At 62.9% G+C, this 22136-nt stretch carries 24 protein-coding genes and 1 pseudogene; 18 read left to right on the top strand and 7 right to left on the bottom strand.

Going from position 1 to position 22136, the window contains the following annotated elements:
• Positions 1 to 324: 324 nt before the first annotated feature.
• From IGW03_RS24935 to IGW03_RS24920, 4 genes are all read right to left on the bottom strand, one after another.
• Positions 325 to 1872: an ammonium transporter gene (locus IGW03_RS24935; protein ID WP_194725240.1), complete on the bottom strand. Its 1548-nt coding sequence runs from the start codon at positions 1870 to 1872 to the stop codon at positions 325 to 327.
• 18 nt (positions 1873 to 1890) lie between these two features.
• Positions 1891 to 2229, bottom strand: a complete 339-nt coding sequence (locus tag IGW03_RS24930) for a P-II family nitrogen regulator (RefSeq protein ID WP_194725239.1) — start codon at positions 2227 to 2229, stop codon at positions 1891 to 1893.
• Positions 2230 to 2247: 18 nt separating this feature from the next.
• Positions 2248 to 2997, bottom strand: a complete 750-nt coding sequence (locus IGW03_RS24925) for a TorF family putative porin (RefSeq protein WP_194725238.1) — start codon at positions 2995 to 2997, stop codon at positions 2248 to 2250.
• Between the two features lie 81 nt (positions 2998 to 3078).
• Positions 3079 to 3243, bottom strand: coding sequence for a hypothetical protein (locus tag IGW03_RS24920; protein ID WP_194725237.1), 165 nt, complete (start codon positions 3241 to 3243; stop codon positions 3079 to 3081).
• Between IGW03_RS24920 and IGW03_RS24915 the strand changes: the two genes are divergently transcribed.
• A complete protein-coding gene (locus tag IGW03_RS24915; protein ID WP_194725275.1) occupies positions 3236 to 3481 on the top strand; it encodes an accessory factor UbiK family protein in 246 nt (81 codons plus the stop codon). The genes IGW03_RS24920 and IGW03_RS24915 overlap by 8 nt on opposite strands.
• Before the next feature lie 4 nt (positions 3482 to 3485).
• On the top strand, positions 3486 to 5009 hold the full coding sequence (locus IGW03_RS24910; RefSeq protein ID WP_194725236.1) for a YifB family Mg chelatase-like AAA ATPase: 1524 nt from the start codon (positions 3486 to 3488) through the stop codon (positions 5007 to 5009).
• Positions 5010 to 5023: 14 nt separating this feature from the next.
• Here IGW03_RS24910 and IGW03_RS24905 read toward each other — a convergent pair whose 3' ends face one another.
• Positions 5024 to 6472, bottom strand: coding sequence for an aminotransferase-like domain-containing protein (locus tag IGW03_RS24905; protein WP_194725235.1), 1449 nt, complete (start codon positions 6470 to 6472; stop codon positions 5024 to 5026).
• A gap of 178 nt (positions 6473 to 6650) precedes the next feature.
• Here IGW03_RS24905 and IGW03_RS24900 point away from each other — a divergent pair, with 178 nt between their 5' ends.
• The 16 genes from IGW03_RS24900 to IGW03_RS24825 all read left to right on the top strand — a co-directional run bounded on the left by IGW03_RS24900 (position 6651) and on the right by IGW03_RS24825 (position 20729).
• On the top strand, positions 6651 to 6986 hold the full coding sequence (locus IGW03_RS24900) for a hypothetical protein (RefSeq protein ID WP_194725234.1): 336 nt from the start codon (positions 6651 to 6653) through the stop codon (positions 6984 to 6986).
• Between the two features lie 96 nt (positions 6987 to 7082).
• Positions 7083 to 7940 carry an AraC family transcriptional regulator gene (locus IGW03_RS24895; RefSeq protein ID WP_194725233.1) on the top strand — a complete coding sequence of 286 codons (858 nt, stop codon included), beginning with the start codon at positions 7083 to 7085 and terminating at the stop codon, positions 7938 to 7940.
• A 35-nt stretch (positions 7941 to 7975) separates the two neighbouring features.
• Positions 7976 to 8947, top strand: coding sequence for a DMT family transporter (locus tag IGW03_RS24890; RefSeq protein ID WP_194725232.1), 972 nt, complete (start codon positions 7976 to 7978; stop codon positions 8945 to 8947).
• Between the two features lie 57 nt (positions 8948 to 9004).
• Positions 9005 to 9532: a hypothetical protein gene (locus IGW03_RS24885; RefSeq protein ID WP_194725231.1), complete on the top strand. Its 528-nt coding sequence runs from the start codon at positions 9005 to 9007 to the stop codon at positions 9530 to 9532.
• A 147-nt stretch (positions 9533 to 9679) separates the two neighbouring features.
• Positions 9680 to 10024 (top strand): DUF1840 domain-containing protein, encoded by a 345-nt coding sequence (locus IGW03_RS24880; RefSeq protein ID WP_194725230.1) that lies wholly within the window; start codon positions 9680 to 9682, stop codon positions 10022 to 10024.
• 392 nt (positions 10025 to 10416) lie between these two features.
• Entirely contained in the window at positions 10417 to 11052 is a 636-nt protein-coding gene (locus IGW03_RS24875; protein ID WP_194725274.1) for a LysE family translocator, read from the top strand.
• Between the two features lie 82 nt (positions 11053 to 11134).
• On the top strand, positions 11135 to 12442 hold the full coding sequence (gene rsmB, locus IGW03_RS24870) for a 16S rRNA (cytosine(967)-C(5))-methyltransferase RsmB (protein ID WP_194725229.1): 1308 nt from the start codon (positions 11135 to 11137) through the stop codon (positions 12440 to 12442).
• Positions 12443 to 12482: 40 nt separating this feature from the next.
• Positions 12483 to 12629, top strand: coding sequence for a hypothetical protein (locus tag IGW03_RS24865; protein WP_194725228.1), 147 nt, complete (start codon positions 12483 to 12485; stop codon positions 12627 to 12629).
• A gap of 51 nt (positions 12630 to 12680) precedes the next feature.
• Entirely contained in the window at positions 12681 to 13259 is a 579-nt protein-coding gene (locus tag IGW03_RS24860; RefSeq protein WP_438943677.1) for a DUF4390 domain-containing protein, read from the top strand.
• A 2-nt stretch (positions 13260 to 13261) separates the two neighbouring features.
• Positions 13262 to 15619: a sensor histidine kinase gene (locus IGW03_RS24855; protein WP_194725227.1), complete on the top strand. Its 2358-nt coding sequence runs from the start codon at positions 13262 to 13264 to the stop codon at positions 15617 to 15619.
• Between the two features lie 56 nt (positions 15620 to 15675).
• A complete protein-coding gene (locus IGW03_RS24850; protein ID WP_194725226.1) occupies positions 15676 to 16398 on the top strand; it encodes a response regulator in 723 nt (240 codons plus the stop codon).
• Between the two features lie 3 nt (positions 16399 to 16401).
• The gene (locus IGW03_RS24845) at positions 16402 to 16761 is read left to right on the top strand and encodes a GTPase (protein ID WP_194725225.1); all 360 of its coding nucleotides are present in this window, start codon (positions 16402 to 16404) and stop codon (positions 16759 to 16761) included.
• Positions 16762 to 16913: 152 nt separating this feature from the next.
• The gene (locus IGW03_RS24840; protein WP_194725224.1) at positions 16914 to 17171 is read left to right on the top strand and encodes a BTH_I0359 family protein; all 258 of its coding nucleotides are present in this window, start codon (positions 16914 to 16916) and stop codon (positions 17169 to 17171) included.
• A gap of 226 nt (positions 17172 to 17397) precedes the next feature.
• Entirely contained in the window at positions 17398 to 18300 is a 903-nt protein-coding gene (locus IGW03_RS24835) for a LysR family transcriptional regulator (protein WP_194725223.1), read from the top strand.
• Positions 18301 to 18312: 12 nt separating this feature from the next.
• Entirely contained in the window at positions 18313 to 18990 is a 678-nt protein-coding gene (trmB, locus tag IGW03_RS24830) for a tRNA (guanine(46)-N(7))-methyltransferase TrmB (protein WP_194725222.1), read from the top strand.
• A 320-nt stretch (positions 18991 to 19310) separates the two neighbouring features.
• Positions 19311 to 20729 carry a sigma-54 dependent transcriptional regulator gene (locus IGW03_RS24825; protein ID WP_228536068.1) on the top strand — a complete coding sequence of 473 codons (1419 nt, stop codon included), beginning with the start codon at positions 19311 to 19313 and terminating at the stop codon, positions 20727 to 20729.
• 260 nt (positions 20730 to 20989) lie between these two features.
• Here IGW03_RS24825 and IGW03_RS24820 read toward each other — a convergent pair whose 3' ends face one another.
• Together IGW03_RS24820 and IGW03_RS38315 are read right to left on the bottom strand one after the other, a co-directional pair.
• Positions 20990 to 22000, bottom strand: a complete 1011-nt coding sequence (locus tag IGW03_RS24820) for a LysR family transcriptional regulator (protein WP_194725220.1) — start codon at positions 21998 to 22000, stop codon at positions 20990 to 20992.
• Positions 22001 to 22009: 9 nt separating this feature from the next.
• Positions 22010 to 22136: pseudogene (locus tag IGW03_RS38315) on the bottom strand (IS630 family transposase); the annotation flags it as partial.

Below are 22136 nucleotides of genomic sequence, written 5' to 3'. Positions count from 1 at the left end.
GCACACCCCATATCGGGGCGGCACGGCGCTTTTCAACTCGCCGTCGCGGTTTTGCCGTTTCGGAACGATATTGATTCTAATGGTAATCCCCGAAGCGCGTGGTCGGCTTGGCGCCGAATGGGCAATAACATCACGGTTTGTGGGGGTTAATGTCCGTGATCGCCCGGCAGCGCCTTCCTTGTTGCATGACTGCCAAGCATGAGCGGGGGTGCCGGCCGCGGCGCAGGTTGGATTTATCCGACCGGAAATAAAAAAGCGCCTCCGGAGAGGCGTTTTCAATGCTCGCATGCGAGCCGGGGAAACAAGCGATTGTTGCCGGTATGCTTACATGTGGTAAGCGGATTCGCCGTGGCTGGAGATGTCCAGACCTTCGCGCTCTTCCTCTTCCGGCACGCGCAGACCGACGATCAGGTCGACCAGCTTGAAGGCCACGAAGGCGACGATGCCGGACCAGATTGCGGTGACCAGCACGCCTTCGAGCTGGATCCAGACCTGGCCTGCGATCGAGTAGTCTTCTGCAACCTTGTTGGCGACATAGTCATAGATGCCCGTGCCGCCGAGCGACGGCGATGCGAACACGCCGGTCAGCAGCGCGCCGAGGATACCGCCGACGCCGTGCACGCCGAACACGTCGAGCGAGTCGTCAGCGCCGAGCATGCGCTTGAGGCCGTTGACGCCCCACAGGCAGATGATGCCGCCCAGCAGGCCGATCACCAGTGCGCCCATCGGACCGACGAAACCAGCGGCCGGCGTGACGGCCACCAGGCCGGCGACGGCACCGGAAGCAGCGCCGAGCATCGACGGCTTGCCCTTGCCCATCCATTCGCCGAAGGACCAGGACAGGGTTGCGGCGGACGTGGCGAGGATGGTGTTGACCATGGCCAGGGCTGCAGCGGAAGTGGACTCGTAGGCCGAACCCGCGTTGAAGCCGAACCAGCCCACCCACAGCAGCGATGCGCCGATCATGGTCATGGTCAGGGAGTGCGGGGCCATCGATTCCTTGCCGTAGCCGACGCGCTTGCCGATCACGTAGGCACCCACCAGGCCGGCGACTGCGGCATTGATGTGAACCACGGTGCCGCCCGCGAAGTCGAGCGCGCCCTTCTGGAACAGCCAGCCTGCGGTTGCGGTCGCGGCTTCTGCGGCGGCGGCATCCGTGTAGGCATCCGGACCGGCCCAGAACCAGACCATGTGCGCGATCGGCAGGTAGGAGAAGGTGAACCACAGCACGATGAACAGCAGCACGGCGGAGAACTTGATGCGCTCGGCGAATGCGCCGACGATCAGGCCGCAGGTGATGGCTGCGAAGGTCGCCTGGAAGGCCACGAACACGTACTCGGGAATGACCACGCCCTTGCTGAAGGTCGCCGCCACCGATTCCAGGTTGATCCCTTTCAGGAACAGCCTGTCGAAGGAGCCGATGAAGCTTCCGCCGGTGGTGAAGGCGAGCGAGTAGCCGTAGATCGCCCACAGGACCGTGATCAGCGAGAAGATCATGAACACCTGCATCAGGATCGACAGCATGTTCTTCGAACGGACCAGGCCGCCGTAGAACAGGGCCAGGCCCGGGATGGTCATCAGGATGACGAGGACGGTGGCCGTCATCATCCAGGCGGTATCGCCCTTGTTGGGGACGGGCGCCGGCGCGGCTGCGGCCGGGGCTGCGGGTGCTGCCGCAGCAGGCGTTGCCGCGGCGGCGGGAGCTGCGGCCGCCGGTGCTGCGGCTTCGGCAGCCGGCGCCGCGGCCTGCGCCACGACGGTTGCGGTTGCCTCGGGTTTGGCGGGTTCATCCGCGGCCAGCGCGGGCTGGGCGAAGCCTACCGCGAACAGCAGCGTGCTGGTCGCGAGGAAGCTGGCGAGTAATTTCTTCATTGAAATCTCCTTGGATCCTTAGAGGGCGTCTTTGCCGGTTTCGCCCGTGCGGATACGGACGACTTGCTGCAAGTCGTAGACGAAGATCTTGCCGTCGCCGATCTTGCCGGTGCGGGCGGCGCTTTCGATGGCTTCGATGGCGCGGTCGACGATCGCATCGTCGACGGCCGCTTCGATCTTGGTCTTGGGCAGGAAATCGACCACGTATTCCGCGCCGCGATACAGCTCGGTGTGGCCTTTCTGGCGACCGAAACCCTTGACCTCGGTCACGGTGATGCCTTGCACGCCGATGGCGGAGAGCGACTCGCGCACCTCGTCCAGCTTGAAAGGCTTGATGATCGCAGTGATCAGTTTCATGATGAGCCTCCAGGAGATTTAGAAAGTCTTGGAGAGCGAGAGAACGACGGTGCTCTTGCTCACATCCTTCGAACGCGTGCCGCTGGCGTTCGAATAGGTGTACGAACCGGAATCGGCATTCGAACCGACATACGCCAGGCCGACGGTGGCGAAACCGAAGTCGCGCGAGACGCCGACCTTGTAGTCGGTGTAATCGAAGGCGCCGTAGTTCTTGAATTTCTGGCGGCCGACGTGCAGGCCCAGCGTGGTCTTCTCGGCGATCTCGAAGTTGGCGTTCAGGTCGAGGTAGTAGGAACCGTCGGCATTGGTGAAGCCGAAGTAATCGTCGCTGATGCCGTGGCTGTACTTGGCGGAGAACCACTTGTAGGTCGCGCCCACGTAGAACTCCAGTGCATCGGGCTTGACGCCGGCGATGGAGGCGCCCGGGTAGTAGTACTTGAGCAGGCCGACGTCGGCGGTCAGGTCGGGCATGACTTCAAACTTGTAGCCGCCGTAGAAGTCCATCTCGAGGCTGGCGCCGTCGGGGAACTGGTTGCCGCTGACGTTGGAGTTCCAGTTGCCGACATAGAAGCCGCTGCTGTGCGCATAATCGAAGCCGCCCTGGATCGCAGGCCGGCGATAAGTCTGGGAAATGCCGCGGAAACGATAGTCGCTTGCCAGGGTCAGGTTGCCGGTGAAGCTGTGCTCCGGGGTGGCGGCTGCTTGCTGTGCCGAAGCGGATGTTGCGCAGGCGGCGAATACGGCGGCAGCAAGAATCATTTTTTTCATTGCGAATCCCTTTTGTTGTGAGTTGGACAGACACTGGTATTGCATTTTTCCAACTACTTAGCAGGACTCATGCCATCGTTTTCATGCCACAATTGCGTTATCTTTTTTTACATTTCTCCCCTGCTTGGCCAAGGAATGCACCGCATTTGGAGCCTCGCACCATTTGAGATGCACCACGCTGAAGCGCTCCATTCCATGCGCACCACGCGGGTGCGATTTTTTAAGACAAGGATTGATGATGGACAAGAACAACTTCTTTAATGACCTGCAAAGCAAGATCAGCCAGGTCATCGAAAACTCGCCGATGAAGGATGTCGAGAAGAACGTAAAGGCCATGATGAGCCAGGGCTTTTCGAAGCTCGACCTGGTCACGCGCGAGGAATTCGACATCCAGGCACAGGTGCTGGCGCGCACCCGGGCCAAGCTGGAAGCGCTCGAAGCGCGCGTCGCCGAACTGGAAGTCCTGCTGAAGACGCCGAAATAAGCCGATGACGCTTGCCGTTCTGAAAAGCCGGGCGCTGGCAGGCATGCACGCGCCCGAAGTCACGGTGGAAGTGCATCTTGCCAACGGGCTGCCGAGCTTCACCATCGTCGGGCTTCCGGAAACGGAAGTGAAGGAATCGAAGGACCGGGTGCGGGCGGCGCTGCAGAATGCCCGTTTCGAATTTCCCGCACGCCGCATCACGGTCAACCTCGCCCCCGCCGACCTGCCCAAGGAATCCGGCCGCTTCGACCTGCCGATCGCACTCGGCATTCTCGCCGCTTCCGAACAGATGCCGGCCGACGAACTCGGCAACTATGAATTCGCCGGCGAGCTGTCGTTGTCTGGCGAACTGCGCCCCATCCGCGGCGCGCTGGCGATGACCTTTGCGATGCACCGCGCCGAACATGCCTCGGGAAAGCGGCGCGCATTCATCCTGCCGCGCGCCAATGCCGACGAAGCGGCGCTGGTGAGCGACGCCGTGATTTATCCGGCCGACTCGCTGCTGCAGGTCTGCGCCCATTTCGCCGCCAGGGACAGCGAAGCCAAGCTCGGCCGCCATCGTGCGCAGGCGAACGAGGCGCGTCCGGTCTATCCTGACTTTTCCGATGTGAAAGGCCAGGCGCAGGCCAAGCGGGCACTGGAGGTCGCGGCCGCAGGCGGGCACAGCGCATTGATGGTGGGTCCGCCCGGCACCGGCAAGTCGATGCTCGCGCAGCGCTTCGCCGGCATCCTGCCGCCGATGACCGATGACGAGGCGCTGGAGTCGGCCGCGGTACAGTCACTGACCAGCGGCTTTTCCATCTCGCGCTGGAAGGCCCGCCCGTTCCGCGCGCCGCATCACACCGCGTCCGGGGTTGCCTTGGTGGGCGGCGGAGGCACCCCGCGTCCGGGCGAGATTTCGCTCGCGCATCGCGGCGTGCTCTTCCTCGACGAGCTGCCCGAGTTCGACCGCAAGGTGCTGGAAGTGCTGCGCGAACCGCTGGAGTCGGGCCATATCACGATTTCGCGCGCGGCGCGGCAATCCGATTTCCCGGCGCGCTTCCAGCTGATCGCGGCGATGAACCCCTGCCCCTGCGGCTATCTCGGCCACGCCGCCAACCGCTGCCGCTGCACGCCCGACATGGTGGCGCGCTACCAGGACAAGATCTCCGGACCGCTGCTCGACCGCATCGATTTGCAGATCCAGGTCGGCGCGCTTCCGCACGAGGAATTGCTGAAGAAAGCCGAAGGCGAAAGCTCGCAGACCATCGCCGCCCGTGTGAACCAGGCGTGTGAACGCCAGCTGAAGCGGCAAGGCAAATACAACCAGGCGCTGACCACATCAGAGATCGATGAGCTGTGCCGGCCCGATGCCGGCGGCGAACAATTGCTGCGCACCGCGATGACGCGGCTGAACTGGTCGGCGCGGGCGTACCACCGGGTGCTGAAAGTGGCGCGCACGATTGCCGACCTGGCGGGAGCGGATGCGATTGCGCAGCCGCATGTGGCCGAGGCGATCCAGTATCGACGTGCGCTGCGCGAGCAGTAAATCTAAACAACCCGTTAAGCCGCCTCGCGCAGCAAGCCGCCCACAATCTGCCCGAGGCTGCGCACGGCATTCTCCACCTCCGGCGTATGCCGCGCGCCGCAGCTCAGGCGCACGAAGGCATCGAAGCGGCCGGAGTTGGAAAACATCGAACCCGGCGCGATCAGTATGCCCTGCCTCAGTGCCGCGTCGAACAGCAAAGATGAAGGCAGGCCGCCGGGCAGTTCCAGCCACATCGTGATGCCTCCCTGCGGCACCGTGAGCCGCGTCCCGGCCGGGAAGCTGGCGGCGATGGTTTCGGCGATGCGTTCTCGTTGCGGCCGCAATGCGGCGCGCAGTTTCCGCAAGTGCCTGTCGTAGTCGGGCGAAGACAGAAACTCCGCTGCCGCGATCTGCGACCATTCCTCGTTGTCGCGCGTCTGCGCATACTTGAGCATTGCCACCCGCGCCTGCCACTTGCCCGCCACCATCCATCCCAGCCGCATGCCGGGTGCAAGTATCTTGTGCAGCGAGGCGCAGTGAATCACGTTGCCGCTGCGGTCCCATGCCTTGAGCGCCTGCAGCGGCGCATCGCCGTCGGCAAGCGAGGTATAGGTGTCGTCCTCGATGAGCGGAATGCCGTGCCGCTCGCACAGCAGCACCAGCCGCTCCTTGTCGGCATCCGACATGATGCTGCCGAGCGGATTCTGCAGGTGCGGCACCACCACCACCGCCCTGATGTTGCCATACGCCTGTATCGCCATGTCGAGCGCATCGACCGAGATGCCGCGCGTGGCGCTGGTCGGAATTTCGAGTGCTCGCAGCCCGAGGCTTTCCAGTATCTGCAGCAGGCCGTAGAAGGTCGGGGATTCGACGGCCACCGTGTCGCCGGGCTGGGTGACGGCGCGCAGCGCCAGATTGAGTGCCTCGATGCAGCCGTGGGTGATGGTGATTTCATCTGCCGACAGCACCATGCCGCCGGCCATCGCACGCTTGGCGAGCACGGCGCGGAAATAGGCGTTGCCCCCGGGAGGCGATGCCCGCACCAGCATTTCGGGATGGCGGCGCACCGCGCGGATCGCCGCATTCTTCAGCTGCTCGGCCGGATAGTATTCCGGCGCGGCGCGCGCACCGGAAAAATTGACGGCGACGGGATGGCTGCGGCCGCGCGCGATGAATTCGGAGACGCGCGCATGCATGCCGACATACTGCGCCGGGTCCGGCGGCTTCAGGATGCTGGGTTCCTCCAGCGGCAGGATGGCGGCGCGCTGCGGCTGGCGCACGAAGTAGCCGGAGCGCGGCCGCGCTTCTATCCAGCCCTCGCTTTCCAGCACGCGGCAGGTCTGCAGCGCCGTCGACAGGCTGACCTGATGCAGGCGCATCATCGCGCGCACCGAAGGCATGCGCTCGCCGCGCGGCAGCGTACCGGCCTTGATGGCGCCGAGATAATGGTCTGCCAGCCGGCGATAGAGAGGTGGGACGTCCATACCGCATGATGATCCGCCAGGCGCTGCCTGAACAGATATAGATGTCGACAAATCGTACGATAACAGATGCGCAAGCGCTTCCCTGTTACGATGCACCGCGGCGTTTCCTGTGCCTGTTGCGGCCAAGCCTCGGCGCCTACGATGGAGGCAGTTCAACAGCCAGGAAAGGACAGCCATCATGGAACGCGCCGCCGAACGATATTGCCTGCAACGCGGGCAAACCCTGCACCTGCACGCCGGCCAGGCCGCCGCCATCGTCATTGCCGGCGGCAGGCTTTCATTGACGCAAGCGCCGCAATGGCTGGGAGAGCAGCTGCTGTCGTCTTCGATCGCATTGACGGAAGGACAGGCGCATGCGATCGACGATGGCGGCTGGATCAGCCTGACCGCGCTGGCGCCGGCCGAGATCATCGCCCTGCCGCGCAGACGCCGCATGCCGGCATGGCTGGCGTTGCCGCGGCACATGGCGGCCGCGCTCGGACTATGGCGCCGCCTTTCCGGACGCCGCGCATGAACTCCGGCATGGGGACGGACAAAGATTTATCATCGCGTGATATCGTGCTGCATCCGCATTGCAGGCCTGCAATGCGGATGCAGCAAGGACTCCGCCATGTTCCAGCATCCCTCCGAATTCGTTACCTTCAAGGCAAGCCCGCATCTTCCGGGCGTGGAGCTGTATTCCGCACGCCTGATCGACCATGCGTTTGCGCCGCACGTGCACGACGGCTATTCGATCGGCGCCATCGAAGCCGGGGTCGAGCGTTTCCGCTATCAGGGCACGGAGCATCTGGCGCCGGCCGGGACGCTGGTGATGCTCAATCCAGATGAGATGCACACCGGCGAAGCCGAGATCGAGGCCGGCTGGACTTACCAGATGCTCTACATCGAGCCGGACGCGCTGCATGCGCTGGCCGGCAGCGAAGCCTTTTTCCCTGACGCCGCGGTGCACGACCCGGCGCTGGCGGATGCGTTTCATCGGGTCTTCCGGCAGATGTGGACCGCAACCGACGACCTCGCCTTCGTATCGGGCTTCACGCCGCTGGTCGATGCCATCGTCGCCCGCTACGGTCGCAACGCGTGCAATGTGCGCAACGAGCAGCAGGTGTCGGCACGCGAGCGGCAGCGCATGGCGTCGATGCGGCGCGTGCTCGACTGCATCGAGGACAGGCTGGATGAAACGCTGAGCGTCGAGACGCTGGCGGCGGAAGCGGGCCTGTCGGTATTCCACTTCGTGCGCAGCTTCACGGCGGCCTTTCATGTCACGCCGCATCAGTATGTGCAGGCGCGCCGGGCCGCGCGCGCCAAGCAGCTGCTGGCGCGCCGCGTATCGCCGTCGGAAGCCGCGGCGGCGGCCGGGCTGACCGACCAGAGCCATCTCAACCGCTGGTTCAAGCGCACCTACGGCGTCACGCCGGCGCAGTATCAACAGCAAATCGGTACAAGACCGCAGGCGGCGGCGCGACGATAATCGACGGCTCCTGTCATCCTGCTGTCACTCGTATCATGTTCATCGGTTTGCTGTGCGCGCTCGGCGCCGGGCTGTTGTGGGGCCTGGTCTTCGTCGCTCCCCTGATGCTGGGCGATTATCCCGGCCTGATCCTTTCCTTCGGACGCTATCTCGGCTTCGGCCTGATCGCGCTGGTGCCGGCCTGGTTCGACCGCGCGCGCATCCTGTCCCTGACCAGGGCCGACTGGACCGCGGCGCTCAAGCTGTCCCTGGTCGGCAACATCCTGTATTACGCGGCGCTGGCCACTGCGATCCAGCTGGCCGATGCGCCGCTGCCGGCGATGCTGATCGGCACCCTGCCGGTGATCATCTCGATCTTCTCCAACTGGTCGCCCGGCCATCCTTCGGAAGCGGTGGCATGGCGCCGCCTCGCGCCTTCGCTGGTGATCATCTTCGCCGGCCTCATGCTGGTCAATGCCAGCGAACTCGCGCATCTCGACGGCTCCCGGTCGACGGCGGACTATGCGCTGGGCTGCCTGATCGCGCTGATCGCGCTGGCCTCGTGGACCTGGTATCCGATCATGAATGCGCGTCACATGAAACGGCATCCGCACATCCGTTCCTCGACCTGGTCGACCGCGCAGGGCCTGGCCACATTGCCGCTGGCGCTGGCGGGCTTCATCGGCTACGGCATCTTCAATGCGGTGCAGGGCCAGGGCTACGACTTCCCCCTCGGCCCGCGTCCGCTGCCCTTCATCGGCCTCATGCTCACGCTCGGCTTCTGCGCTTCCTGGCTCGGCACCATGTTGTGGAACAAGGCCAGCCAGCGCCTGCCGACCTCGCTAGCCGGACAGCTGATCGTGTTCGAGACGCTGTCGGCCTTGCTGTATGCCTTCATCTGGCGCGGTGCGGCGCCGGGCGCGGCGGTGCTGACGGGCATTGCCCTGCTTTGCATCGGCGTGATGCTGGGCGTGCGGACTTTCCAGCAGGCACGCGGCGGTGCCGCCGCGGAAGCGGTCGCGGGATAGATTTTGTCGGGCGGCAAGGTGCAGGGCCGGCATGGCCGACCTGTTACCATGTCGCTCATGGCATTCATTTCATTTTTTCCTCTGTCACTGGCGCGCAAGGCGCTTCTTCTTGCAAGCCTGGCCTTGCTGCAGGCTTGCAATCCCACCTACAACTGGCGCGAGACGCGCGGACCGGATGCGCCCTACGTGGTGCTGATGCCGGCCAAGCCCTCCTCGCATTCGCGCCCGATCGATCTCGACGGCATCAAGGTCACCATGACCATGACCGCCGCGGAGGTCGACGGCGTCACCTTCGCCGTCGGCACCGCGGAATTGCCTGATGCAGCGCAGGCGGCGACCGCACTGGCCGCGATGAAAACCGCGATGGTGCGCAACCTTGGCGGCTCGATCAAGCAGGAACGGCAGCTTGCCGCGCCTGCCGTCCCGGTCATGTCGGAAATCGAAGTCGCCGGCCAGGGCCGCCTGATGGTGGCGCGCTTCGCCGCGCGCGACCGCAGGGTGTACCAGGCCGTCGTGGTCGGCAAGGAAAAGGACGTTTCCCGCGAGGCCATCGATACCTTTCTTACGTCGTTCAAGCCGGGCTGATCGTGATTCCTTTCGCGCCATGCGCCGGAGTCATGAAAAAGCGCAAAATGAACCGCGCAATCTGAAGGCAGTCTGATTTGGCAGATAGCAAAAGAAAAAACTCATGCTATGTTTTAATCGTAAGAACGTACGAACAATGGAGGTTCCATGCTGGTGACATTCAAATCAAAGGCCGCCGCCGAAGTGCTGATGTATGAAGAGCATGCAAAGCGCATACTTGATTTGTTCCACAAGGACGTCAAGCGTGGCGTCATTACCGCCGAGGAAGCGCCGCAGGCCGTCGCCAAGCTCGAGGCGGAAATTGCGGAAAGCCGGCTGCATCCGATGACGGAGGAGGTGCAGCGCGATGTTGCCGCTCATCACAACGAGAAGGGCGACGACAACGAGCATGAACCCGTCGAATTTGTCACCTTCGCAACACGGGCTTATCCCTTGCTGGCCATGCTGCGCGCGGCCAAGCAGGAGAAGCAGGATGTCATGTGGGGTGTATAGGGGCTGATATGTATCCAGGAACAAGACAAGATGCCGCCATCCGGCTTGCGATGGCGTGCGTCGTTTGATGGCAGACTGCCGGCGCCTGCATGACAACACGTAACGCCACGTTACGCGCTGTCGCACGACCGCCTGCTGCCGCATGAAGATTCATGCGATCGCATGCGGCCTTGCGAAAACGGCAAGCCGTTCCGGTTGGAGCCGGCGTTTGCCTTCCGACGTCCAGCCTCCGGTGAGCATGCCTTCTATCGGCCCCGGTCCCGAAGGCGTCATGAACATCCCCTGAGCTAAGCCTTTCCGGCGCCCGCCGCCATTGCGGCTACAATTCTTCCTTCGGCATCGCAAACGTCTTATTCCTTCGACATCAGGCAAGGCGCACCCCCATCATGGATCTGTTCGGCATTTACAATTTCGGCCTGTTTATCATGGCCGTGCTGCTTCTCAATGCAACACCCGGCCCTGACACCGCCTATATCGTCGGGCGCAGCATTGCACAGGGACGCACCGCCGGGCTCCTGTCGGCGCTCGGCATTTCCGCGGGCTGCTGCGTCCATGCGCTGGCTTCGGCGATCGGACTGAGCGCCATCATCGCGGCGTCGGCCACCGCCTTCACCGCGGTCAAGCTGGCGGGCGGCGCTTATCTCGTCTATCTCGGCCTGCGCATGATGCTGAGCAGATCCGGCGCCGAAACCGCCGGCGAAACGATGCCCGAGAACACCCGTTCGCTGAGCACCATCTTCTGGCAAGCCATGCTCACCAATGTGCTCAACCCCAAGGTAGTCCTGTTTTTCCTGGCATTCATTCCGCAGTTCGTGCGGGCCGATGCAAGCCAGAAGACCTGGGGATTCCTGCTGCTGGGGATCGTGTTCACGCTGATCAGCACGGTATGGAACAGCGGAACCGCTTTCCTCGCCGGAACGCTGGCACGCCGCGCTGGCCGCAGCCCGCGAATGCGGCTCTGGCTGGAACGCACCGTCGGCGCCGCCTTCGTCGGACTCGGCGTCAAGCTGGCCTTGACGCGCCAGTAAAGCCGCTTACTCGAACCACGCGCAGCGCGCAAACTGCTGCGCCATCGCCTTTCTTATTGTTTTTGCCATTGCCTGTACATTCGTGCCGAAATCCTCTCTGAAAAACGATTCCCTTGCCTATAGCCTGCTCGGCGCCGCGCGCGCGGTCGCCAAGGTGAAGGCCGGTAACGCCCTGCCGCAGGCCCTCGCCGCGATCTTCGGCCAGCTCAATCCGCCGCTGCAGGCCCGGGGCGCAATGCAGGACATCGCTTACCGCACGATGCGCCGCCTCGGCCAGGCCGAGGCCCTCCTCTCGATCCTGGCCAGCAAGCCGCCGTCGCCGGCCGAACTCCACGGCCTGCTCTGCTGCGCGCTGGCCTTGATGCTCAATGACGATGCCGATGCGCCGTATGAAGACTTTACCGTGGTCGACCAGGCCGTGACCGCCGCCGACTCCGACCCCGCCATCGCTCATGCGAAAGGCATGGTGAATGCGGTGCTGCGCCGTTTCCTGCGCGAGCGCGCCGGCCTGCTGCAGCAGATCGGCAACCAGCCGGCGGCACGATGGAATTATCCGAACTGGTGGATCGAGACGGTCCGGCAAGCCTATCCTTCGCAATGGGAAGCCATACTCGCCGCCGGCAACAGCGCGCCGCCGCTGACCCTGCGCGTCAACCGCCGCAAGACCGGGCGGGACGACTACCTGCGAATGCTCGCCGAACAAGGCATCGCCGCGAGTGCGCTCGGCCCTTGGGCGGTGAAGCTTGAACGCCCCGTGCCCGTGGCGCAGATCCCGGGTTTTGCCGAGGGCATGGTGTCGGTGCAGGACGCGGCGGCCCAGCTGGCCGCGCCGCTGCTGGATGTGCAGGACGGCATGCGCGTGCTGGATGCCTGCGCCGCGCCGGGCGGCAAGACCGGCCATCTGCTGGAACAGGCCGACATCGATCTGCTCGCGCTCGACAGCGACGCCCTGCGCCTCAAGCGCATCGACGAGAATCTGCAGCGCCTGCAGCTCAGGGCAGCGCTGCAGCAAGGCGATGCCGCGGGCCGGCAGTGGTGGAACGGCCAGCCGTTTGACCGCATCCTGGCCGACGTGCCCTGCACCGCGTCCGGCATCGTGCGCCGGCACCCGGACATTCGCTGGCTGCGGCGCAAGGGCGATGCCCTGCAGCTGGCCACGCTGTCGGCGCGCATCCTCGACAATCTCTGGAGCATGCTGCGCCCGGACGGCAAGCTGCTGTTCGTGACGTGCTCGCTGTGGCCGCAGGAGTCGGAAATGCAGGCGGCCGCCTTTGCCAAGAGAAACGGAGCGCAGCGGCTCGACGCGCCGGGACAGCTGCTGCCTGTTGCGCAGGAAGGGCAGGATCACGACGGCTTGTTCTATGCGCTATTCCAAAAGAGTGGCCTCTGATAGACTCTTTGACAAGAAATGGTCTTTCCCGGAAGGATGCATGAATACAAACAATTGCGGCTTCGGCGGCTTTGGCAGCTTTGACGGCATTGGCGCGGAAACCGGCGCCGCTAGGGAACAGGCAGGCAGGATGCTCCGGGAAACATGGCGGACGCCCGGCGTTGCTACAATGCCAGACCTGCGCTGATGGCGACAGGCATGCGTTTTCCCTTCCATTTCTGACTGCGGCGCAATTCGAGTGACTCATCGCTTCTTCCGACTCCTGGCCGGCTGGTGCATTGCCCTACTGCTGCTGTCGCCGCTTGCATTTCCTTCCGTGCACGCGGCGGAGGGCGTCGACATCACCCGCGCCAGCCTCGAAAGCACCGAAGACGGCTATCGCCTGTCGCTGGCGTTTTCCTTCGAGCTGACGCGCGGGCTCGAAGATGCGGTCACGCGCGGCATTCCCCTGTATTTCACGACCGACGTTCAGCTGACGCGCCCGCGCTGGTACTGGTTTGATGAAAAAACCATCAATGCCTCGCAGACCATCCGCATCTCCTACAATGTACTGACGCACCAGTACCATGCCTCGATCAGCGGGCTCCTGCAGCAAAGCTTCAGCACGCTCGACGATGCGCTGTCGCTGGTGCGGCGTCCCAGCCGCTGGATCATCGCGGAGAAAGGCGCGCTCAAGCCGGGCGAGGTCTACCATGTCGCGGTCCGCATGGGCTTGGACGTGGCCCGCCTGCCCAAGCCGTTCCAGGTGCATGCGCTCAACAGCTCCGACTGGCGCTTCTCCTCGGACTGGCATCAGTTCACTTTCAAGGCTGAATAAGCGTGCAGCGTTTTCTTCGATATTTCTTGGTAGTTGGCGGCGCGATCGTCAGCATCCTGCTGTTCCTGCTCGCATCCGCGTCGGAAAACTCGGCATTCTTCGATCGCCACTATCCGGAGTTGCTCGTACTCAACGGCGTCATCGCGGTTTCCCTTCTGGTGCTGGTTGCGCTGCTGCTGATGCGCCTCTACAAGGGATACAAGCGGCGCGAGTTCGGCTCGCGCCTGATGGCCCGGCTGGTGCTGCTGTTTGCCGTCATCGGCATCCTGCCCGGCGCGGTGATCTATACGGTGTCGGTGCAGTTCGTGTCGCGCTCCATCGAATCCTGGTTCGACGTGCGGGTGGAATCGGCGCTGGAAGCCGGACTCACCCTGGGCCGCACCGCCCTCGATGCCTCGCTTACCGACCTGCATGCCAAGGCGCGCAGCATGGCGCTGGAACTGTCCGAAATGTCGGAAGCCACCCAGGTGACCCAATTGTCGCGTCTGCGTGACCAAACGCAAACCCAGGAAGCAACCATCGTTACCTCCAGCGGTCAAATCGTCGCGACTGTCGGCGGACGCATCGGCGCATTGATCCCGGACCTGCCCACTGCCGCGATGCTGCGCCAGGCGCGCATCACGCGGGGTTACACCGCCATCGAGGGCGGCCCCGACCTGCACGATCCCACGGCCAAGGAAAACCAGAGCGGCAATGCACAGCAACCGGACGCAAACTCGAATTCAGCCGGCGCGGCCGGCGACCTGCGCCTGCGCGTGGTCGTCGCCCTGCCTTCCTCCAGCGAAGGAATGAGTCTGCAGTCCGAGTCGCGCTATCTGCAGCTGCTGCAGCCGGCCCCCACGCACCTGGCGACCAACGCCGAGGCCCTGCGCGCCGCCTACAGCGAATACCAGGAACGCTCGCTGGCCCGCACCGGCCTGCGCAAGATCTATATCGTCACGCTGACGCTTACCCTGCTGCTGGCGATCTTCGGCGCCATCGCGGCGGCATTCCTGATCGCCGGCGACCTGGCCCAGCCGCTGCTGGTGCTGGCCGAAGGCACCAAGGCGGTCGCCGAGGGCAATCTCTCGCCGCGTCCCATCGTGGCCACATCCGATGAGCTCGGCACGCTGACCCAGTCCTTCAATACCATGACGCGCCAGCTGTCCGAAGCGCGCGCCTCGGTCGAACGCAACCGCGCGGCGCTGGAAAACGCGAAAGCCTACCTGGAATCGGTGCTGGCCAACATGTCGGCGGGCGTGATGGTGCTCGACGGGCAGTTCAGGCTGGTGACCTGCAATGAATCGGTGGAACGCATCCTGCACCAGGATTTCAATACGCATATCGGCAAGCCGCTGTCGGCAATCGAAGGACTGGAGCCGATGGCCAATGCGATCACCAAGTCGTTCTCGGAGCGGCGCGCGCAGCTGGCGGGGGCCGCCGAGCATGCGGGCGAGCTGCACTGGCAGAAGCAGATCGAGGTGCCGCGCCGCGCCGGGGTGTCGGAGGCCGATAGCGACATCACGCTGCTGACGCGCGGCTCCTACCTGCCGATCACCGGCGGCAAGGGCTACATCGTCGTCTTCGACGACATCTCGGAAGTGATCTCCGCGCAGCGCTCCATCGCCTGGGGCGAGGTTGCGCGGCGCCTGGCGCATGAAATCAAGAATCCGCTGACGCCGATCCAGCTGTCGGCCGAGCGCCTGCAGATGAAGCTCGAGGCCAAGCTGGGCGAAACCGATGCCGCGATGCTGACGAGAAGCACCACCACCATCGTCAACCAGGTCGCGGCGATGAAGCGCATGGTCGACGATTTCCGCGACTATGCAAAGACGCCGCCGGCCGTGCTGTCGCCGCTCAACCTCAATGAGCTGGTCGAGGAAATCCTGCATCTCTACATGAACGGCGACGAGCGCGATGTCATTCATGCCTCGCTGGCGACGGAGTTGCCGGGCGTCATGGGTGACGAAACCCAGCTGCGGCAGGTGATTCACAACCTGCTCCAGAACGCCCAGGACGCCATCGCGGACCGCGGGCCGGCGGAAGAAGCGCCGCGCATCGAAGTCGTCACGGAAACGGTCCATTACGAGGATTCCGACGGCGGCCGGCAAACCGCGGTGCGCATCTCGGTCACCGACAATGGTCCAGGCTTCTCCGCGAAGATCATGTCACGCGCCTTCGAACCTTACGTCACCTCAAAGGCGCGCGGTACGGGACTCGGTTTGGCGATGGTAAAGAAGATTGTCGATGAACACGGCGGAAAAATCGACATCAAAAACCGAACAGGCGGAAATGGTGCCAAAGTGTCAATTTTGCTGTTAAAGTTAGCCCCCAGTTCAGACAGCCTCATTGAAAACTTGCCGGCAGGTACGGCAGCATGAGTCGCCATGCGGGCAACAATATTCAGCGACAATGTGTAAGCAGATAAGGTAAGCATATGGCAAATATTCTGGTGGTCGATGACGAAATGGGCATCCGGGAATTGCTCTCGGAAATCCTGGGCGATGAAGGTCATGTCGTGATTACGGCGGAGAATGCGCAGCAGGCGCGCGAAGCGCGGGCGCAGGCAACGCCGGATCTGGTCCTCCTCGATATCTGGATGCCCGACACCGACGGCGTCACCCTGCTCAAGGAGTGGCAACGCGACGGCATGCTGACCATGCCGGTGATCATGATGTCCGGGCATGCCACGATCGATACCGCCGTCGAGGCAACGCGCATCGGCGCACTCAACTTCCTTGAAAAGCCGATCGCCTTGCAAAAATTACTGAAAGCGGTACAACAAGGCCTGACGCGGACTCCGGAAGCCGTCCGGCCCGTCCCCCCGGTCTATCAGCCCCGTCCGGTGCTGGCGCCGGTGGAGGAAGTCGCGGTGGCAGCGCCCTACGCGCAAGCCATGACGGCCGGAGTCGTGACTGCCGCACCGCTGGCACAGCCGGCGCCGCCGGTGGAAACGCCGCTGTTCGGCGTGTCCTTCGACATGCCGCTGCGTGAAGCCCGCGACGCCTTCGAACGCGCCTACTTCGAACATCATCTGGTTCGCGAAGGCGGCAGCATGACGCGCGTTGCAGAAAAGACAGGGCTGGAACGCACCCACCTTTACCGCAAACTCAAGCAGCTGGGCGTCGAACCCAGCAAGGCGGCTCGCAAGGGGCAATGACGGGTGATCGCCGCTACCCTCGTCACCGGATCCACCTCTTCCCGGCGTGAAGCCGCCATCGCCGAAGCACTGGACAACGCGTCCAGCGTCGCCGTCATTCTCGAAGGACTCCCGGACGGCATGCAGCCTCTGGAAGACCTTCATGCCCGGTCCGACCTTCATGTCGCCCGCATCGCGCCCGGCTGCCTCTGCTGCACGGGCAACCTCACCATGCGCGTGACGCTCAACCGCATGCTACGCCGCAAGCCGGAACGGCTGTATATCGGCCTGTCGACATCCGAGCATCTCGCGCAGATCCGCGCATTCCTGCAACAGCCTCCCTACGCCTCGCTTATTAAGTTGACGCCTGACATCGCCGCATGAAAAACTTACCTGCACCGGCACCGCGAAATTTACCGATTCCGCGGCCGGCGCAAACTTCATGGGCCGATGACTTGAAAAGAAATGGGGTGGCCCCATTTTTGCATTGAAGGGAACTGGGTGACCAGAATAATTCCCCTAACAAGGAGCGCAACATGAACTTAATCTACAACAGCGAGCAGTATAGCGTCGTGGAGTTTGGTGCTGACGACGGTCGTGATGCCTTGCGCTTTGGCGGATACGAAATCATGGATAAATCCGGCAAACGTGAGATCTTCATCGGCGGTACGCTGGCAAGATCATTCCGCGAAGAAGTGGAAAACCTGATTGCAACTGAACCGAGCGTTGAAGAAATCGACGACTTCCTCGGTAAATATGATGAGCTGATGCGCCAGCCGGTGACTCTGCATTAAACCGGACAAGGGCATGCCATGAGATGCCTGCATTCTCTGGCGTGCCGGTGGCCTGGCCATCCGCCGCCCAGCCTTTCCTGACCCTGTGCCTGAATGCTGCCATATGGCATGATGGCGGCATTTCAAACGACACCCCTCCAATCGAGAAACTACAACTCGCCTCGCCGCCGACCGTGCGGTGCGGTCTTCTTTTGCTCGATTGGCGGGATGTCACTTCGGGACGGGAATGGATCAGCTCAGCGAATTGAGGGCATTTTGCCGCGTGGTGGAAGCCGGCAGTTTTACGGCTGCGGCAGCAGCGGTCAACATGTCGCACACGGCCTTTTCCAGGCAGGTAAGGCAGCTTGAGGACCGGCTGGGCGTGCAACTGCTCAACCGCACCACGCGCAAGCTCGCGCTGACCGAAGCAGGACACGGCTACTACGAGCGGGCGCGGCGCATCCTGGACGACCTGCAGGATGCCGATCTTGCCATTGCGCAGCATCACGCCACTCCCGCGGGACGCCTGCGCATCAATGCACCCATGGCCTTCGGCACGATCGATCTTGCGGTATGGCTGCCGCGCTTCATGGAGCGCTATCCGCAACTGCACGTCGAACTGGTGTGCAACGACCGCCATGTCGATCTCATCGAGGACGGCTTCGACGTCGGCATCCGGCTGGCCCGCGACATGCCCGATTCCACGCTGGTTGCAAGGAAGCTGGCCAGCATGACCACCATGCTGGTCGCTTCTCCGGAATATCTGCAGCGCCATGGGATGCCGGCGGCACCTGCCGATCTGGCGCGGTATAACTGCCTGACCTATACCATCGTTCCCCGCCCGCAGGAATGGACGTTCACCCTGCCCGACGGCGACCTGCAGACCGTCACCGTGCGCGGCAGCCTGCAGGCCAACACCGGCGTGGCGCTGCGGCTCGCGGCGCTGGGCGGAGTAGGCATTGCGACCACCGCATCCTTCATCGTGCAGAACGACCTTGCCCAGGGAAGCCTGGTGCAGGTGCTGCCCGGATATCCCATGCGTTCCCGCAGCCTGTATGCCGTCTACCCGCAAAGCCACCATGTGTCCGCGAAGGTAAAGGCATTCGTCGAATTCGCCGCCGATATCTACCGCCAGCCAGCCTGGAGTTAATTTCACTTTCCGATGTACGCCAATTCCAGCCCCATTACCAGCGCCCAGACCGCCAGGCACGAGCAATTGCTCACGCTCGTCGACAAGCACGCCCGCTCGCAATTTCTGAAGCCGATACTTGACTACAACCGCGAGGCTTTCGAGCTCAGCATGTCCACCTGGAAGCAGGCCGGCGAAGCGCCGCTCATCCTTGATGCCGGATGCGGCGTCGGCCTGTCCACGCTGCACCTGGCTGCACGCTATCCCGATTATTTCGTGATCGGCGTCGACCAATCAGCAGACCGCCTCGCGCGCATGACCGCATGGCAAGGCGAGATACCCTTCAACCTGATGTGGGTGCGCGCCGATCTCGTCGACTACTGGCGCTTGATGTACTTGGAAGGCATACGGCCGGCACGCCACTACATTCTTTATCCCAATCCATGGCCGAAGATCGGACATGTGGCCCGGCGCTGGCATGGCCATGCGGTATTCCCGACCATCGCGGCGCTCGGCGGCGAACTGGAGTGCCGAAGCAACTGGCAGATCTATATCGATGAACTCTCTGTTGCACTCAACCGCCTGACCGGCCTTCCGGTGGCCTGCGAAACCTTCGAACCGCAGAGCCCGATCACCCCGTTCGAACAGAAATACCTGCTGTCGGGACATCGTCTCTGGCGTTGCCGCGCTTCGCTCCCGGGCAGGATATGACATCGCAAAATTCGCTTTGAAAAGGGGCGATCACACCCGTTTAAGTTTATTTTGACAGAAAACAAACGGCTATCCGGTTCTGTGGAAATCCCCTATTTATGGCATTGTTCGGCCACATAAAAGACGCTAAGCTCGACCGATAAAAGCTTTGAATAGACCCTTTGCCAACGACAGTCGTCGAGGCCTTCCCTGAAATTGTTTGCTGTGTGGTCGCATACAGGCGTGCATGACACGCAAAACATTTCTGCGCTGGTCAGACGCCTCGACAAGCATCAACAAGAAGGTATTGTGAAATGCTTTACGCGTCCAATTCTGCACCCATGGCCCAACCGGTCCTCGTACTGCGACTGACCAGCCGCAACGGGCAGCCGTGCTATTACTCGGAAACACTCAGGAAACAAGGGCTCAATCTGGTCGAGTGCTTCGACTTCGGCGCCGCGCAGGATGCGATGAAGGCCGGATGCCGCGTCGGCCTGCTCATTCTCAACCAGCAAACCGACCTGCACTCTCTCGACAAGTGCGAACCCTTCATCAGCAACAACCGCATCACCTGGGTCGCCCTGGTTGCCCAGGACCTGATTTCGCAGCCGCGCATGCGCAGTTTCATCGGCGAACATCTATTCAACTTCATCACGCTGCCGGCCCAGCTCGACCACATCGTGCTGACGCTGCGTCATGCGTGGGGCATGGCTTATCTGCGCGATGTCAGCCAGGAAGCGCTCCCGCCGCCGCAGCTTCTTGCCGACGGTGATTTCGCGATGGTCGGCAAGACGCCGCAGATGCTGCAGCTGTTCGGCCAGTTGCAAAAGGTGGCGCGCACCGATGCTTCCGTGCTGGTCACCGGTCCTTCCGGCACCGGCAAGGAGCTGGCCGCATTGTCGATACACCGGCAGTCGGCACGCAAGAACGCGCCCTTCGTCGCCGTCAATTGCGGCGCGATTGCGCCGCAGCTGTTCCAGTCAGAACTGTTCGGCTACGAGAAGGGCGCCTTTACCGGGGCCGGCCAGCGCAAGATCGGGCGGATCGAAGCCGCGCAGGGAGGCACGCTGTTCCTCGACGAGATCGGCGACATGCCGTTCGACATGCAGGTCAATCTGCTGCGCTTCCTGCAGGAAAAGACCATCGAGCGAGTCGGCGGGACCGAAAGCCTGGAAATCGATGTTCGCGTCATCGCTGCAACCCATGTCGACTTGAGCGAAGCGGTGCGCCAGGGCCGTTTCCGCGAAGATCTTTATTACCGCATCAACGTGGTCTGCATCTCGATGCCGCAGCTCGCCGATCGCGGACAGGACATCGAAGACATCGCGAAGTACTACTTCAAGAAATTCGCCGTCATGCACAACCGCAGCCTGCGCGGTTTTTCCAAGGCGGCGATGAATGCCATGCTCAGCCATGCATGGCCGGGCAATGTGCGGGAACTGGTCAATCGCGTTCAGCGCGCCACCGTCATGGCCGAAGGGCGCTTCATCCAGCCGGAAGACCTCGGCTTTGAACGCAGCTCGGAGCAGACGCCCCTCATGTCTCTGGAAGATGCGCGTGCCGCTGCGGAGCGCACCATGATACGCCGTGCGCTATCGCAGTCCCGCAACCAGATCTCGCGTGCAGCGACACTGCTCGGCGTGTCGCGGGTCACCCTTTACCGGCTGATCGAGAAGTACAACATCCGTCCGGAAGTCATCGCTGCGGGCAGGCCGCCTTTTGTCGGCGGACCGAAGCCCGACCTCGAGCTCCATAAATAATCCGGCAGCACCACGGTTGCCGCAGGCCGGTAAGGTCTCGCGGCACGCAAGGCAATCAGCGCATTGAATTGAATGGCGGCCTGATGACAGGGCGCCTAGATGATGGCTGGATCACGCGATGCGGCCATCGATATGGAATGCAGGGGTTAAGCCTGCGAAGTGCATGCACCTGCGGCAGTCAAGTGGAAGTCAATCGGAAGCTTCGACCGCAGAGCATAAGGAACCTGCCCAATCCGGCTTCCGATAATCAAGTCAAGGCATTACATGGCGCGGCTCGCAGCCGATGAATGGCTGCCTGCGCCGCCATGTGCTTCTGCGGCCAGTCCGCGCAGCACTTCAGCCAGCCGTCCCGCTGCCGCAGTCGAAGCCCATGGCCGCCCATGTATCAGATATAGCATGGTCCTGTAGGCGCGTTTATCACCCAACGGCAAGCGTACCAGCGTACCTTCATCCAGCCAGCGGCGGATGCGGTGTTCCGGCAGCCATGCATATCCTAGCTTTTCCGTGACCGCCTGAACGACGGTGTCGAGACTGCTCATTGCCCAGCGCCGCGTCGGCTTGGAGGCGCTGGCGCCTCGGTCGCGTTCGAAGGCATGGCCGATGCCGACATGGACATGCTGGGCGAGATCGGCGGCCGTGACGTCGCGCCCGAGGCGAAGGAGAGGATGATCCGGATGAGCGACCGGCAGATGTTCGACCTCGACCAGCGGCTCGCCCAGGAAGCCCAGCGGCACGCGTTCGCTGATGGCGAGATCCACGTTCAGATCGCGCAGCACGTCTTCTGCCTGCAGGGTATCGACCTCGCTGAGCTTGACATGGCTTGCCGCTCTTCCGATCTTGGAGAAATCGCTGAGCGCGCGCATCAGCAGATGCGGCGGAAAGTTGTGGTCCACCACCAGGCGCACTTCGCCGCCATAACCCTGGCCCAGGTTCTTGGCGAAGTTTTCCAGTTCGATGGCTTCCTTGAGCACGTGGCGGGAGCGGTCCAGCAGCGCCCTTCCCTCCGGCGTCAGGTTGGCCTTGCGGCCTTCGATCCGCAACAGGGACGTGCCAAGCTGCTCCTGCAGCTTGGAGACGGTATAGCTGATAGTGGACTGGCTCAGATGCAGGGACTTCGCGGCTTCGGCGAATCCGCCGCAATCAATGACCGCGTGGAAGATGCGCCACTGCTTCAAGCTGACGTAGATATTGTGAATGTCATGTGGCCGTGAACGAAAGGTTGCCCGCGGCGCATCCGGCCGGGCCGGCTGACTCAGGGGCTGTGTTCTCAATTGCGTCATCTAGTGTGGTGTCCCGCAAATAACTTTACAAAGTCGCTCAACTTTTTGCAGTATTGAGTCGGCGGTTGCAGTCCAGACGAACGGTCGCGAGTGGGCGTTGTACTGCTCAACAAAGCTGTCGATCTTG

The organism is Noviherbaspirillum malthae (assembly GCF_015352985.1).
Classification (GTDB): Bacteria; Pseudomonadota; Gammaproteobacteria; order Burkholderiales; family Burkholderiaceae_D; genus Noviherbaspirillum; species Noviherbaspirillum malthae.
The sequence above is the reverse complement of the archived record's forward strand: the minus strand, read 5'-3'. Positions and strand labels throughout refer to the sequence as shown.